We start from the raw sequence: 14,405 nt of genomic DNA on the forward strand, positions 1-14,405 counted from the left end.
GTGCCGCCGACATTACTCGCAGGCAGATCAGCTGTTCTCGTCGACCTCGCAGAACGAGGAGTAGTGGTCGGCGGTGTAGTAGACGTGCTCAGGTGTGGTCTTCGCGCCGCCACCGACCAGCCGGCGGGCGCCGCGGTCGGGGGAGCCCGGCGTGATCACGGTGTACTCGTGGTAGTAGCCGCTCGACTCCGACGGCAGGATGCCCTCCCGGTTCGAGAAGACGGTGCCGTCCTGGTCGTACGGGAACGGTCCGCCGGAGTGGATCAGGTCGAGGGTGTCCGAGGCCTCGGGCGGCAACGAACTCAAAGCACAGGTGTCGATCGCGGCCGGCGAGCTGACGACGGACACGGCAGCGGTGGTGGGGACTGGGGCGGCGTAGGCCGTGGAGCCGAAGGCAACGGTGGTTGCCAGGGCCACGGCGGCGATGAGGGTTCTCATGCCGGGAGGCTTCCCGTGGGCAGCGGCGTCGGTACATCCCAGCTGTGAATAACAGGTGGACTATGACCCCGTCGTACCTCTAGAGTCTGGCGCGGCGAGAGAGATCCCGGAGCGGAAGGAGCGACCGATGAACACACTGACTTGTTTCCCGGCGCGCCCGATCCGCTCGCACAGCTCGCACTGAGCGGAGCAGTGCGCCTCCTGCTGGAGGATCTGTGACCATCCGCACCACCGTCGAGGCCGACCTCGACACCATGCTTGCTCTGATCGAGCAGCAGTCCGTCAACACCGTCACGCTCGACCGCTACCGCGAATACGTTGCCGCGGGCTACTACAAGCACGACTGGAACTGGGTCGTCGAGGAGAACGGCAGCATCCAGGCGCTGGTGATCTGGTGGGGCGCCCCGGGCGAGACCCACCCGTTCAGCATCGACGGCCTCTACTATGCCGGCGACGGCGACCCGGTCCCGGTGTGGACCGAGCTGCTGAAGTACGCCGTCGCTTCGCGCCCGGCCGACGCCGAGCCGCCGGAGTACCACTTCTTCCTGGACAGCGACTGGCAGGACCGGCCGGACGTCGTCGCGGCGCTGGAGACGCGGGCCCGCGCGGCCGCGGCGGTCGGCATGAGCAACGTCACCGACCGGCTGCGGTACGAGTGGAAACCGGCGTACGGCCTGCCGGAACGCTCCACACGGCTCACGTTCGGGCCGGCCGACGACGAGGCGTTCGTCGACGTGTTCGTGCGGGTCAGCCAGGGCAGCCTGGACGCTGCGACCGCACGGGAGATCAAGCGACTGGGCGTCGAGGGCGCGGCCCGGGAAGAGTTGGCGCTGTACAAGTCGATGCCGGGCGACCGCGACCTGTGGCGGCTGGCGTTCGACGGTGACGGTGACCTGGTCGGTTTCGCGCTGCCGACGGCGAACGCGGGCGGTCCGGTGGTCGGGTACCTCGGCGTCGTACCGGAGCACCGCGGCAAGGGGCTGAGCGACGACCTGCTGGCCGAGATCACGCACCTGCTCGCGGAGACCGGCGCCGAGCAGATCCGGGCCGACACGGACTTCGGCAACGTCCCGATGGCGAAGAGCTTCGAACGCCAGGGATACCGGAACTTCGCGGTCCGCCGCGTGCTGTCGTTCCCGGAGAACTAGGCCCTGTCTGACGCGAGGTACTGACGCACCACGCCCGAATCCCTATGCTCCTGACATGTCAGAGAGCTCCGGGGGAGCCGATGCGTGACATCGCGTTGATCCTGCATGTCCTGGCGGGGGTTGGTGCCGTCCTGTTCGGCCCGTTGGCGATCGTGTTCACACTGCGCCGCCGCGGGCTGAACTGGGCCGGCGAGGTCTACCACTGGGCGATCGCGCTGGTCTGCCTGACCGCGCTGGTGATGGTGCCGTACGACTGGGCGCGGCTCTGGTACTTCTGGCCGATCACGATCGCGTCGTACCTGTTCGTGTACGTCGGCCAGCGCGCGGCCGAGGCGCCCGGCGGACTCTGGTACCGCGGCGTGCTGCGCGGGTACGGCGGCGGCTGGGTCGCACTCTGGACGGCGATCGCGGTGGTCTCGCTGCCGCACCAGTGGTGGGCGTGGCTGATCCCGATCGTGATCGGCTCGACCGTGATCGAGTGGCTGTGCTTCAACCCGGCGCCGGGCTGGACCCAACAGGCCCAACCCGGCCGCGCCAACTAGGCCTGGCCGGCCTGCTCCTCCGGCGTCGCCTTGCGGACCACGAGGCGGGTCCAGGCGCCGACGTAGATGCGGTCGTCCGGGTTCAGCTCCTGGCGCTGGCCCGGGATGATCGGGGTCTCCGGCAGCGGCCCGGCCGCGGAGGCGACGTACGTGCCGTTGGAGGACTGCAGGTCCTCGACCCACCAGCGCTGGCCGTCCGTGGTCAGCTGCGCCTGCCGGCGGCTGACGCCGGTGTCGTCGCCACAGTCGATCTCCGGCGAGATGCCGCGGCTCTTGGACGGCCGGCCGATCAGCAGGCTCTTCTCGGTCAGCGGGATCACGGCCGGCAGACCAGGTGACGGACACGGGTCGTCGCTCTGCTGTACGGCGTACCAATCGGGGTCGACCCAGCGCTCGACGACCCACTCGGCCACCGCGGCGGGTGCCGGCGGGGGCGGCGGACTCGCCGGGTCGGGGCCCAGGTCGAGTGCGGACGCGGGCCGCGGCATCGTCCCGGTGGTGAAGTCGTACCCGCAGCTCTCACAGAACAGCGCGTCGGCTGCGGCCGGCTCGGAGCAGTTCGGGCAGGTCTGGCCTGCCGGTGCCGGTGCCGGCGTAGCAGCCGGGCCGGGCGCCGCGACGGCCGGAGCCGGGGTGCCGGCCGCTGCCGGAGTCGCGGCGGCGCCGATCGGCAGACCGCAGACGTCGCAGTAGTCGGTCGACGTGGAAGGGTGTCCGCTCGGACAGTTCACGGTCATTTCCGCACCCGGGTGGTCTTGGTGGAGGCTGTGTCGAGCGCCATCTCGTCGGCCTTCTCGACCGTGCGCTTGAGCCGCACCGTACCCGTTTCCTGGTCGTCGATGTCCACGACCTTGCGCAACCGCGTGGTCGCTTCTTCGTTGCCGGTCGCCGCGGCGAGCTGCACGGCCCGGCCGAGCTTGGTGGTTGCGGTCGCGGTGTCACCCGCGGCCTTGGCGGCCAGGCCTTCCTGGATCGCCTGCGCCAGCTCGGTCTGTCCGGTGTAGTGCGCGACCTCCGGGCTGATCCGGGTGGTGAGCGCCTCGTCCGCGGACCACAGCGCCTTCACCAGGCCCTGCGCGACCGTGTCGTCGCCGAGCACCAGCTGCACGCGCGCGGCGAGCTGCTCCTGCCCGACCGCCTTCGCGGCCAGCCGGATCGCCACGTGGTAGTCGCGGGACTCGTCACCCCACGAGCCGGTCGGATACGACCCGGTCAGCGGGTTCACCGCCGTACGGCGCGATGTCAGGTCCTCGACCGTCGGCGCGACCTGCCGGACGAACAGCACCTCGGCGCCCTGCGGCGCCCAGACGCGCAGATCGGCCTGGGCGACGCCGCGGCTCATCGCGTTCTGGATGATCTTGGCGAACTCGGCGGCCAGCTGGTCCGGCGCCGGGATGATGTCGACGGTGCCGAGCAGCGCCTGCGCGATCCGCCGGACCTCGTCGACCTGCCAGGCCACACCGACGCCCCGGGCGTCGCACTGGAACTGACCGGTGACGGAGGTGATCGCCTGGGTCAGTGCCTCCGGGGTCTCGTGCTGGTTCTCGCCGTCGGTCAGCAGGAGCGCGTGCTTCTGCGACAGTGACGGCACGGTGGCGAACACCCGCGAGGCCAGCCGCAGCCAGGTGCCCATCGCGGTCCCGCCGTCTGCGTAGAACCGGGACACGGCGTCCTTGGCGGCCTGCCGGGTGTACGGATCCATCTTGACCATCACCGGCTCCGCGGACGGCGGGAACGCCAGCTGCGCGCGGTCGTTGCCGGAGATCACCGCGAACCAGACGCCGTCGAGGATCTGGTCGAGCGCGGTCTGCGCGGCGTACGCGGCGGCCTGGACCCCGTCGCGGCCCATCGAGCCGGAGGTGTCGACGATGATGATCTCACCCGCGTCGCCGCTGCCGGACTGTCCCGCGGCGCCGGCACCGGTGCAGTTCACCGTGACGATGGCGTGCACGTCGGTCCCGCCGTCGGGCAGGAACTCGTTCTGGTAAACGGTGGCGGTGAAGTCGGCCATCTCGGTCCTCTCCTTAGGTCCGCGCCGGTCAGAGACGCGCGAGCGCGACGGTGATGTTGTCCTGGCCGCCCTGGGCGTTGGCCCAGTCAACCAGGGCGGACGCGGTGGCCTTCGGCTCGCCTCCGTGGTCCGCAGCTGTCTGACGTACGAGGTCGGCCAGCGGTGCCGCCTCGGAACAGTAGTTCCACAGGCCGTCCGAGCACACCAGCAGCCAGCCCGGCCCGGTCACGTGCAGGGTCGTGGTCCGCGGCGTGTGGTCCGGCGCGTCCTTGCCCAGCCAGCGGGTGATCGCGTGCGCGTGCGGGCCGGACTCGGCCTCCTCGCGCGACACCCCGGTGGCGATCAGCTCGGCCGCCCAGGAGTCGTCCACGGTCAGCGCGATCGGCTCGGCCGTGTCCGGGAACCAGTACGCCCGGCTGTCGCCGACGTTGCCCGCCACGAGCAGCCCGTTCTCCAGGACGGCGGCCACGAACGTGCAGGACGCCGGGTTCGGGCTGTCCGGACTGGTGCTGTCGAGTACGGCGTCACTTGCCGCGTCGGCCGCCGCCTTCAGCCGGGCCGCCACCGCGCCGGCCCGGGAGGTCTCGGTGCCGAGGCCCTGCGCGTGTCCGGCCTCCAGCACGTCGCGCGCAGCCCGGGCGGCCGCGAGCGAGGCGACATCGGAGTCGAGCGACGAGCTGACGCCGTCGCAGACCACCAGCAGCGCCCGGCTGCCCGGCTCGGCATCCGCCGCGATGGCCATCGCGTCCTCGTTGCGGCTGTGCCGGATACCGCGGTCGCACACGCCGGCCACCCACGGAGCGGGCTGCTCCTCGAAGTGGTCCCGCGGCTTGGCGGCCTTGGTGCCGCACGTCTCGCAGTAGCCGTCCGCGCCGATGGTGCCGCCGCACGACCTGCAAGGACCCACCGCCTCCACAACGGCTGCGGTGATCTCCACCGTCGGCTCGGTGTCGGTGTCCAGCGCCGGGGAGGTCGGAGCAGCGGTCCCAGGCTTCAGCTCGGTGCCGCAGGCTTCGCAGAACAGGTCGGCCTCGGCCACCGGCCCGCCGCAGTTGGGGCAGACCGTGTCGGTCGAACTCGTCATCGCAACGTCCATCCTCGAACCTCGTTCGCCCAGTCGACCAGGACGATCCGTTCCGTCCGGGTCGGGGCCTGGTCGGCCAGAAACCGGTACGTCGCCTCGAGGCCGTCCCGCAGGGAGGACTCGGTCGCCGCGCGGCCGTCGATCCGGAGCGCTTCCTGTGGACCGGACTGCTGGACCTCGGTCAGCGCCGTCCGGAACACGTCCGCGGCCAGGTTGGCCCGGTCGACCGGGTCGATGGTCAGCGTCGCGATGCTGTCCATCGCCTGGGCGAGCGCGGGAAGGCCACGCCCCGATCCTGCCAGCAGACCGGCTCGCTGGCGACGAGCCCGCACGTACGCGCCGCTGGTGCGGGGCACCAGGTCGAGCGCGTCGAGCGCGCCGTCCACGTCGCCGCGCGAGGTCCGGATGTCGGTCAGACCGAACGCCGAAGGAGCGATGTAGTTGGCGTCGGTGCGCGCACACGTGAGGTAGAGGCCCTCGGCAACGTCGAACTCACCGCTGTGCTCACAGGCGATCGCCAGGGCGAGCTTCGGCGCCAGCTCACCCGGCACCTGGCCGTACACGGCGTTGAACGCGGACTGCGCACCGGCAGAGTCACCACGAGCCAGCGCAACCAGGCCGGCCATCCAGACCGCTCGCCACTCCCAGGGGTCGGCGTTGAGCAGGTCGGTCACCGCGGTGTCGACCATGTCGTAGCGGTCCGGCCCGGTCTCCAGGGCCGCCTCTGCGATCTCCAGCAGCGTCTGCGGCGACTGCTCCGGCGCGTCGATGAGCAACTCGAGCCGCTTGGCCGAGTCCGGCACACTGACCGTCTTCAGCCAGCCGGCCATCTTGTCGCTGTCGTCCGGCGCCAGCGACGGCAGCTGCTGCCAGGGCAGCGCCGCGTCGCCCAGCCCGACCGACTTGTCGCCCGGCGTACCGAACAGCAGTGACGAGGCCGAGTGCTGCGCGGCCTTGACGCCCTGCTTGTCAGCCACCACCTCACGCAGTACGCCGAGCAGTTGCACGCGGAACTCGTCCGCGGACTGGAAGCGGTCCGCCGGGTCCTTCGCGCACGCCTTGGCCAGCAGGCGGTACACCGAGTCGTACTTCTGGAACAGCGGTACGTCGCTGACCGGCGGCAGCGAGTCGACGTACCGGCTCTGGTAGCCGCGGAACTCCATCGCCAGCACGCACAGCGTCCGGCCGAGCGTGTAGATGTCGGAGGCGATCGACGGGCCGACCTCGGCCACCTCGGGCGCCTGGAAGCCAACCGTGCCGTAGATCGCCGAGTCCAGGTCGTCGATCCGGCGGACACCGCCGAGGTCGATCAGCTTGACCGCGTCACCGACCTGGATGATGTTGTCCGGCTTGAAGTCGCAGTACACCAGGCCGAGGTCGTGCAGGTACGAGAACGCCGGCAGGATCTCCAGCAGGTACGCGATCGCCTGGTCGATCGGCAGCGCGTCGTACTGGCCGTTGTTGGCGGCCATGCGCTGCTTGAGCAGGGTCTTCAGCGAGGTGCCGCCGACGTACTCCATCACGATGTAGCCGGCGCCGTCGTGGGTGACGAAGTTGTAGATCTCGACGATCAGCGGGTGCTCGACCCGGGCCAGGAACGTCTGCTCGGCGATCGCCGCCGCCACCGCGTCCGGGTCCTCGGAGTTCAGCAGGCCCTTGAGCACGACCCAGCGGTCCGAGACGTTCTTGTCCCGGGCGAGGTAGATCCAGCCGAAACCGCCGTGCGCCAGACAGCCGGCCACCTCGTACTGGTCGTTGACCAGCTCGCCCGGCTGCAGCTTCGGCGAGAACGAGAACCGGTTGCGGCACTTCGGGCAGAAGCCCTCGGTGCGGCCCGGCTGCCCGTTGCGGGAGCGGCCGACCGGGTTGCCGCAGTTCGGGCAGTTCCGACGGTCCTCCGGCACCATCGGGTTGGCCAGGATCGCCTTGCTCGCGTCGATCGCCGGGATCGACGGGACGTGCGTCAGTCCGGCGCCGAGCCGCGCGCCACGCAGCCGGGTGGACGACGTACCGAGCTTGCGGGTCAGCTTGGAACCGGCCTGCGCCGCGCGCGCCGAGCCGAGCGGCGTCGAGGCCAGGCGGTTGGAAGCGCGCGAGACGGTCGACACCGTGCTGATCGGATCCGGGGCGGCCGCCGTACCGCCGTCCGGCGCGGGCGAGCCGCACACGTCGCAGTAGCCGTCGACGTAGGTGCCGGTGCAGCCGGGCTCGGTGCACTTGCCGGTCGCGGGGGCCGCGGCGGGTGCGCTCGCTGCCTTGCTCGGCGCGGCGGGGGAGCCGCAGACGTCGCAGTACCCGTCCACGATGGAGCCGGTGCAGCCCGGCTGGGTGCAGGTCGTCATTTCGTTCCTTCCAGGTAGGCCTGGTAGGCCGCTACCAGTGCAGCGAGGCGAGGCAGGTCGACCGGCTCGTTCTCGATCGCCGCTCGGCCGCGCCGGTACAGCTCGCCGAGATCTTCGTTGCCCGGAGCAACACTTGCCGCCTTCACCTGATACGCGTCCAGCAGTTGGGCCAGCTCGTCGCGGCGCTGCAGCGCGCCGCCGTACGCCGCCTGCGCCTGGCCGAGCGCCCGCCGGACGGCGTCCAGCCGGGTCAGGTACTTCTCCAGCTCGGCCGGGGTGTTCGGCACCGATCCGAGCGCGGTCACATCGGGTACGGCGAGCCGCGGGGCGGGACTGACCGTCGCGACCGCCTTGTCCGCGAGCGCGCGGACCGCCGTACCCTGCGCCTCCAGCTCACCGCGGAGCGTGCGGGCCCGCGCGACGTCGGCGGCGCGCTCCTTGCGGGTCGCGGCGCCGACGATCAGGTCGCGTTCGACCTTCGCGGCGTCCAGCTCGAACGGGCCGATCAGCCCGCCGATGTCCGCGCCGCGCTTGTTGCGGTCGGCAAGATCCGTGAGCCGCCGGTCCAGGTCGTGGTGCTTCGCGAGCGCGTCGTTGCGGGTGTTCGCCGGCTCCTGCTTGACGAGGTCGCTGATCCGCTCGACCTGGGCACGCAGCTGCCGCAGCCGGGCCGCCAGATCGGCATCGCCGGGCTCGAGCGCGAGCTTGGCGCGCAGCGTCGCCGCCAGCGCGTCCGACAGCTTGCAGGCCTCAGGCAACGAAACCGCGAGCGACCCGCCCGCACCGCCGGCATCCAGTCCGCCCCAGATCAGCGCCGAGATCTGCTCGGTCTCCTGCTGCCCGACCCGCCCCGAGTCCCAGGTCACCAGAATCAACTCGTACCGATCCGAGACCGCCTTCCAGACCGTCATGCTGAGCACGACATCCGCACTCAGCGCATCAGCCTCGTCCGAGTGGAGAGCAGCCTGATCCAGCTCGTCCAGCTCAGCCTTCCGCCGATCCCGCCACTCCCCGAGCAGGCCCAAGTAGGAAAGCAACTCCGAAGCCGGAACACTGCTCCCCATCCGCCCCGGCGGAACGGGCGCTGAGACGATCGGCGCACGAACGGTCATTGCGTCCGGCCGTAGACGGCAGGTGGCGGGGTGGTGAGCTTTCCCAGGTCTGGCATCAGCCATGCGTTGTAGGAGTCCATCCAGGCCCCGCTGGACTTCATCTGCGCGAGCACGCCGTTCACGAACTTGACGAAGTCCACGTTTCCCTTCTTGATACCGAGCCCGTACGGCTCCTCGCTGAATCTCTCGGTGGTGAGCACCTTCGCGTACGGATCCTGCGCGGCGTCGCCGGCCAGTACGGTGTCGTCACCGGAGATCCCGTACGCCTTGCCCTGCTGGAAGAGCACCAGGCAGCCGGTGTCGGTATCCGCGGTGATCGGCTTGACCGCCGGGTTCTCCTTGATCAGATTCGTCAGGCTGGTCGATCCCGCGGGAGCACAAATCGTCTTGCCGGACAGCTGCTTGACGCTGGTTTCCTTGGCGTCCAGTGGCACCAGCGTCTTCTGGCCGGAGCGGTAGTACTCGGCCGAGAAGGCGATCTGGTCCCACCGCTCACAGTTGATCGTCATGTTGCGCGCGACGATGTCGACGGAGCCGTTCTGCAGGGACGGGATGCGCTGCGGGCTGGAGATCACCCGGAGCTCGAGATGGCCTTCCCAGGTACCGAAGATCGCGGTGGCGACGGCCTTGACCATGTCGATGTCGAAGCCCTCGATCTGGCCCGTGATCGGGTTCCGCGCACCGAGGTGCAGGCTGTCGGCCGAGACACCGGCGATCAACCGTTTGCGGTCTCTGATCGTCTTCAGGTACCCCGTCACCGGCTCTTCGGGTTTCGGCAACGTGGCCGGCGGCTGGTACGAGGCCAGCGGGTCCTTCCCGTCCGTGCAGGCCTTGGGCTCGGTTGCCTTCGGCGGTGCGGCTGCCGACGGTGACGGCTTGGTGGGGATCTGGGTGGCGGCGTAGTCGCCGGTGCTGCAGGCGGTGAGGAGTAGGGCGGTGGTGAGGGCGATCGGGATCAGTTTCTTCATCGGTACTCCTCCAGGCGCTGCGACATGCCCCAGGCGACCAGCAGGGCGGCGACGATACCGATCGGTATCCCGAGCCACCCGATGGGAGGCAGGCCGTCGCGGGCGTCGGTCAGGTCGCCGGCGACGGCGTCGCTGCTTGCCGTCAGTTGCTGTGACGACGCGGTGTCGAACTCGCCGAACGCGTTGGCCGAGTTGTTGTCGCCGGCCTTGGGGTCGCCGACGGCCATCGCGACGGCGCCGTCCCAGTTGCCGCCGGTGTCGGCCTTGCGGACCTCGCCGTGCACCCGCTTGTACTCGCCCCAGGCGTCCTGGAGTCCGTCGGTGGTGCCGGACGACTTGCCCAGTTGGTTGTCGACCTCGGCGGCGGCCGCGGTGTACGCCTTGTCGAAGGCGTCGCCGGAGCCGCGGGCGATCAGCGTGAGGCTTTCGTTGGAGCGGGCGTCGTACGCGGCGATCCGGGCGCGGGACAGCGCGAGCGTCCGCTCGTACTCGGAGCTGCGGGTGTCCTTCGCGACACCGGAGGCGCTCGCGAGCGAGACGCCGCCGATGATCGTGGTCAGCAGTACGAGGGCGGCGCCGGCCGCGATGGGGAGGTTGAGGTAGCGGTGCGTACGGCGGGCCAGCCAGCGCAGGGTGATCACGAAGACCACCAGGCTGAGGAGACCGCCGACGAGGATCCAGATGGTGCCCTTGCCGATGCCGTCGAACTCGGTGTCGACGCGCTGCTCGTTCGCCTGGACCAGCGCCTTCACCAGCGGCAGGGAGTCGTTCTGCAGGACCGAGTTCGCGTCCTTCAGGTACTGCGAGCCGATCGGGAGACCCTGGCGGTTGTTCGCGCGGGCCTGCTCGATCAGGCCTTGGTACGTGACGAGGGTCTTGTTCAGCGCGCCGAGGACTTCGCGGTCCGCGGGCTGTGCGCTCGCGGCGTCGGCGATCAGCCCGGCGGCCGCGGCCATCGAGTTGACGAAGTGCGCCCGCTGTTCGGGCGGCTCGAGACCGCCGACCAGGAACGCGTTGGTCGCGTCGGCGTTCGCACTGACCAGGTTGGTGTGGATCGCCTGGATGCGGACGAGCTGGGCGGTGTTCGCCTGCGCGCGTTCGAGGGAGCCGTCGGCCTGGCTGAAGCCCTGCGCGGCGGCGAGCCCGAACACCACGCTCATCGCGGCGGCGAGGATCAGGAACGCGCGCATCCGGCCCGGCGTACCTTCGAACCACTGCGCGACCGCGCCGCGTGGACCGGCGCTCCGGGCGTTCGGCGCCTGCCCGGCCGCACCCTGCGGCGGGGCCGCCGCCACACTCGGGGGCGGCGCACTCTGCGTCTGGGTCACGCCTGTTCTCCTCGTTCGCTCTGCTCCGTCTGCAAGCCGTCAGCCGGCGTACTCGGTCCGGCCTCCGCAGTCTCACCTTGCGCAGCCTCACTGTGCGCCGGCCCGCCCTGCTGCGGCTCGTCTGCCGGTGCCGGCTGTCCTGACTGTTCTGACTGTTCTGCTTCGTCGGTCAGGTCGGCGGCGATGATCTGACGCAGTTCGTCCCTGGTCGGTGCCTTGACGTCCCGGAGGCGCCAGGCCTGGCGGCCGATCGCGGCTTCCAGGACGTTGCGGGCGAACCGCCCGTTGCCGAAGGAGCTGTCGCGTGGGGTGACCGCGAGGATCTCGTGGAACGCCTCCACCGCCTCCGGTACCAGCTCGTAGTCGGCGGCCTCGGCGAGCCCGGTGAGGATGTCGGTGAGCTCGTCGTCGCTGTAGTTCTCGAACTCGATGGTGGTCCGGAACCGGCTCGCCAGCCCGGGGTTCGCGGCGATGAACACTTCCATCGGTTCGGGGTACCCGGCAACGATCACGACCAGGTCGTCGCGCCGGTCCTCCATCTCCTTCACGAGCGTGTCGACGGCTTCCCGCCCGTACTGGTCGGCGCCCAGGTCACCGGCGGTCAGGCTGTACGCCTCGTCGATGAACAGCACGCCGCCCGCGGCGGAGGCGACCACGTCGGCCGTCTTCGTCGCGGTCTGCCCGAGATATCCGGCGACGAGCTCGGACCGGTCGACCTCGACCAGCTGGCCCTTCGACAGCAGGCCGAGCGCCTTGTAGATCCCGCTCACCAGCCGCGCGACCGTCGTCTTTCCGGTCCCCGGATTGCCGACGAAGACCAGGTGCCGCGTGATCGTCGGACTCTTCAGTCCCGCCTCGGTCCGCAGCTTCTCGACCCGCAGTACGGCGACCTGCCGGTGCACCTCCTGCTTGACCCGCGCCAGCCCGGTCAGCTCGTCCAGCTCCGCCAGCAGCTCCTCGACTGTCTTCACCGGAGCAACTTCCTCCGCTGCCGTCGTAGCCGTCGCAGCGGCCTCGGTTGTGCCGGCTGCGGCAGCAGGTGCGTCCGCGGTCGGCTGCACGGGACCATGTCCGACCTGCAGCGGCCGCACGCCCGCCGCCTGCAGTTGTGCAGCAGCCGCGACCGACGCATTGCCTACGACCCGCATCGTCGGTTCGCCCAACGTGCAGGCCGCGGAGGCCACCTCCGCGAGCGCTTCGGCGTACGCCGACTTCTCGGACGAACCGTTGGCGATCAGCTCGGTGAGGACGGCGGTGGGGGCGCCCCGCCAGCGACGGCCGCGAACGGCGGCGTCGAAGAAGTCCTGTGTCGTTCCGCCCGGGACTGCCTTGCCCCAATCCGCAGGAGCCCCCGGCGCCGACTCGGCCAGGGCCGCGGCGAGCGACAGCGCCTCGCTGCGGGCGGTGTCTTCGGCGATACCGGCCCGGCCCGCGACGGTGAGGAGCGCGGACAGCGCCTCCTGAAGTCCCCCCGCGCCGCTCATGACCCTCCTCGTCCAGGTGGTGGTGCCAACGGTCCCGCCCCGGGATCGGGTGGCGGGGTCGACTCGGTCGGTCCGAGCGCCAGTCCGCCGCCGGTGGAGCCGGTGCCGAACTTCTCCTGCAGGAACCTGCCGTGGGCGATCAGCGCCGCCGCGTCGGCGCGGTTCACCGCGTCGAAGACCTTGTCCATCGTCGCGGCCAAGAGGTCCAACTGGTCGATCAGGATCATCAGCGACGTCTTGCCGCGGTCCACCGGGCGGGTGTCGGCCCACTGCCGCGGCAGCCGCAGGTACCCGCCGATCGCCTCCGGCAGGTAGTCCGTCGCGGTCGCCATCACGGAGTACGCCTGCACGCTGCCGCCGAGGTTGCCGAGCCGCGGGATCGTCTCCCGGACCACCCGCACCACCCGCGCGACGCGGGACGCCACCACGGCCGGTACGGCGCCGCCCGCGACCAGCTGCTCGACCCGGACCAGCGCCGCCAGCAGGTCGTCGTTCGTCGGCGGCCTGGGAACCGGCGCAGGCTCGGGCTCCTCCTTGCGACCGGTCAGCCGCGCGAAGAAGTCACCCAGAGCCAACGCCGTACCCCCTTACTTCCTGTTGCTTTCCAGTTGCTTTCCGGTGACTCAGCGACCGAGGTTGAGGTCGAGGCTGCCGTGCACGACCTGCTGGTTCTGCTGGGCGACCCGGTCCAGGTACGACCGCGACTTGGTCACCTCGGTCTCCAGCGTGCCGATCGTCGCGGCCATGTTGTCCAGGGCCTCCACCTTGAACGTGTCGATCGCGTCCATGGTCGCGTAGATGTTCGCGAACGCGGCCTGCAGCTGCGGCAGCCCGATGGTCGCCGACGCGGCCTGCTGCTGGATCGCCACCGAGTTGTCCTTCAGCATCTGCGAGGTGCGCTCGATCATGCCGCTGGTGGTGGTGTTCAGCGCGGTGATCTGGTCGAGCACGAGCTTCTGGTTGCCGAGCGCCTGCGCGACGATGACCGCCGTACGCAGCGCCGACACGGTGGTCGTGGAGGCCCGGTCGACGCCCTTGATCAGCTCGATGTTGTTCTTGATCACGATGTCGATCGCCAGGTAGTTCTGGATCGACACGGCGAGCTGGGTGAGCAGGTCCTGGTGCTTCTGCCGGACGTAGAACAGCACGTCCTCGCGGAACGCCTTCGCCTTGTCCGGATTGGTCGCCTCCAGCTCCGCGATCGCCGCGGACAGCCGCGCGTCGAGGCGCTCGGCGACGTACACGTACTGGTTCAGCCGGGTCATCGCGTCCCACAGCTGCTGCTTCTCCAGGTTCAGCGCGGCATTGTCCTTGCCGAGCTCGTCCTGGCCGTTGCGCAGGGCATGCAGGATGCCCTCGAGGTGACTCTGCGCGGTCTGGTACTTGCGGAAGTAGTCCTCGAGCTTGTCCCCGAACGGGATCATCCCGAGGAGCTTCTTGACCCCAGTGGCTTCCTTGGGGTCCAGCTCCTCGACCGTACGGCGAAGCTCGAGCAGGGTCTTGCCGACGGTCGAGCCCTCCGACAGCCCGCCCTCCTGCAGCGCCCGGACCGGCGACTGGAGCAGCCGGTTCGAGCTCTCGGCGGCGGAGCGGATGTCGACGTCGCCCATGCTGCGTACGTCGGTGGCCTTCGCCGCGAACTCCGGCGACCGCGGCTCGGCCGCCATCAACGCGGTCAGGAACGTGTCCACCTTGCTGTCCAGCCCCGGCAACGCGGCCGGGTCGACAGCCGGCGCCATGCTCGGCGCCGCAGTGGCCGCAACAGGCTGTGACGGCGGCGGGGCGGTCAGTATCAACCCCGGCGCGGTCGCGGTCGGCGGCTGCAGCGGCATCGCCGCCTGCGCTGCGGGCTGCGCGCCCGTGGCGCCTCCACCTGCTGCGTTGTCTGCTTCGGTCATCGTCGTTCCCCTCCGGTGGCCTCCGCGAGGCGTCCCCTCGCCGCGCGCTT

The 14,405-nt window shown here is 70.4% G+C and carries 13 protein-coding genes; 2 read left to right on the forward strand and 11 right to left on the reverse strand.

All coding sequences use genetic code 11. The features are described 5' to 3' along the window. Positions 1-27: 27 nt before the first annotated feature. Positions 28-438: a ribonuclease domain-containing protein gene (locus ABZX12_RS34225; protein WP_355699575.1), complete on the reverse strand. Its 411-nt coding sequence runs from the start codon at positions 436-438 to the stop codon at positions 28-30. Between the two features lie 215 nt (positions 439-653). Between ABZX12_RS34225 and ABZX12_RS34230 the strand changes: the two genes are divergently transcribed. Beyond that, positions 654-1,586 carry a GNAT family N-acetyltransferase gene (locus ABZX12_RS34230; protein ID WP_355699576.1) on the forward strand — a complete coding sequence of 311 codons (933 nt, stop codon included), beginning with the start codon at positions 654-656 and terminating at the stop codon, positions 1,584-1,586. An 80-nt stretch (positions 1,587-1,666) separates the two neighbouring features. Next, a complete protein-coding gene (locus ABZX12_RS34235) occupies positions 1,667-2,128 on the forward strand; it encodes a hypothetical protein (protein WP_355699577.1) in 462 nt (153 codons plus the stop codon). On the opposite strand, the gene ABZX12_RS34240 is transcribed toward ABZX12_RS34235, so the two are convergent. The 10 genes from ABZX12_RS34240 to ABZX12_RS34285 form a co-directional block, all read right to left on the reverse strand. Next, entirely contained in the window at positions 2,125-2,865 is a 741-nt protein-coding gene (locus tag ABZX12_RS34240) for an FHA domain-containing protein (RefSeq protein ID WP_355699578.1), read from the reverse strand. The genes ABZX12_RS34235 and ABZX12_RS34240 overlap by 4 nt on opposite strands. After that, a complete protein-coding gene (locus tag ABZX12_RS34245; RefSeq protein ID WP_355699579.1) occupies positions 2,862-4,139 on the reverse strand; it encodes a VWA domain-containing protein in 1,278 nt (425 codons plus the stop codon). Before ABZX12_RS34245 ends, ABZX12_RS34240 begins: the two co-directional genes overlap by 4 nt. A 28-nt stretch (positions 4,140-4,167) precedes the next feature. Further along, positions 4,168-5,223, reverse strand: a complete 1,056-nt coding sequence (locus ABZX12_RS34250; RefSeq protein ID WP_355699580.1) for a PP2C family serine/threonine-protein phosphatase — start codon at positions 5,221-5,223, stop codon at positions 4,168-4,170. Then, complete coding sequence (locus ABZX12_RS34255) at positions 5,220-7,565, reverse strand: tetratricopeptide repeat protein (RefSeq protein ID WP_355699581.1); 2,346 nt, start codon at positions 7,563-7,565, stop codon at positions 5,220-5,222. The genes ABZX12_RS34250 and ABZX12_RS34255 overlap by 4 nt, the downstream gene beginning before the upstream one ends. Further along, a complete protein-coding gene (locus ABZX12_RS34260; protein WP_355699582.1) occupies positions 7,562-8,602 on the reverse strand; it encodes a hypothetical protein in 1,041 nt (346 codons plus the stop codon). The genes ABZX12_RS34255 and ABZX12_RS34260 overlap by 4 nt, the downstream gene beginning before the upstream one ends. Positions 8,603-8,673: 71 nt before the next feature. Next, positions 8,674-9,645, reverse strand: coding sequence for a glutamate ABC transporter substrate-binding protein (locus ABZX12_RS34265; RefSeq protein ID WP_355699583.1), 972 nt, complete (start codon positions 9,643-9,645; stop codon positions 8,674-8,676). Further along, positions 9,642-10,973 carry a hypothetical protein gene (locus tag ABZX12_RS34270; protein WP_355699584.1) on the reverse strand — a complete coding sequence of 444 codons (1,332 nt, stop codon included), beginning with the start codon at positions 10,971-10,973 and terminating at the stop codon, positions 9,642-9,644. Before ABZX12_RS34270 ends, ABZX12_RS34265 begins: the two co-directional genes overlap by 4 nt. After that, positions 10,970-12,457, reverse strand: a complete 1,488-nt coding sequence (locus tag ABZX12_RS34275; protein WP_355699585.1) for an AAA family ATPase — start codon at positions 12,455-12,457, stop codon at positions 10,970-10,972. Before ABZX12_RS34275 ends, ABZX12_RS34270 begins: the two co-directional genes overlap by 4 nt. After that, on the reverse strand, positions 12,454-13,032 hold the full coding sequence (locus ABZX12_RS34280) for a hypothetical protein (RefSeq protein ID WP_355699586.1): 579 nt from the start codon (positions 13,030-13,032) through the stop codon (positions 12,454-12,456). The genes ABZX12_RS34275 and ABZX12_RS34280 overlap by 4 nt, the downstream gene beginning before the upstream one ends. A 48-nt stretch (positions 13,033-13,080) precedes the next feature. Beyond that, on the reverse strand, positions 13,081-14,355 hold the full coding sequence (locus tag ABZX12_RS34285) for a toxic anion resistance protein (protein ID WP_355699587.1): 1,275 nt from the start codon (positions 14,353-14,355) through the stop codon (positions 13,081-13,083). Positions 14,356-14,405: the final 50 nt, after the last annotated feature.

The organism is Kribbella sp. NPDC003505, assembly GCF_040610875.1.
GTDB lineage: Bacteria > Actinomycetota > Actinomycetes > Propionibacteriales > Kribbellaceae > Kribbella.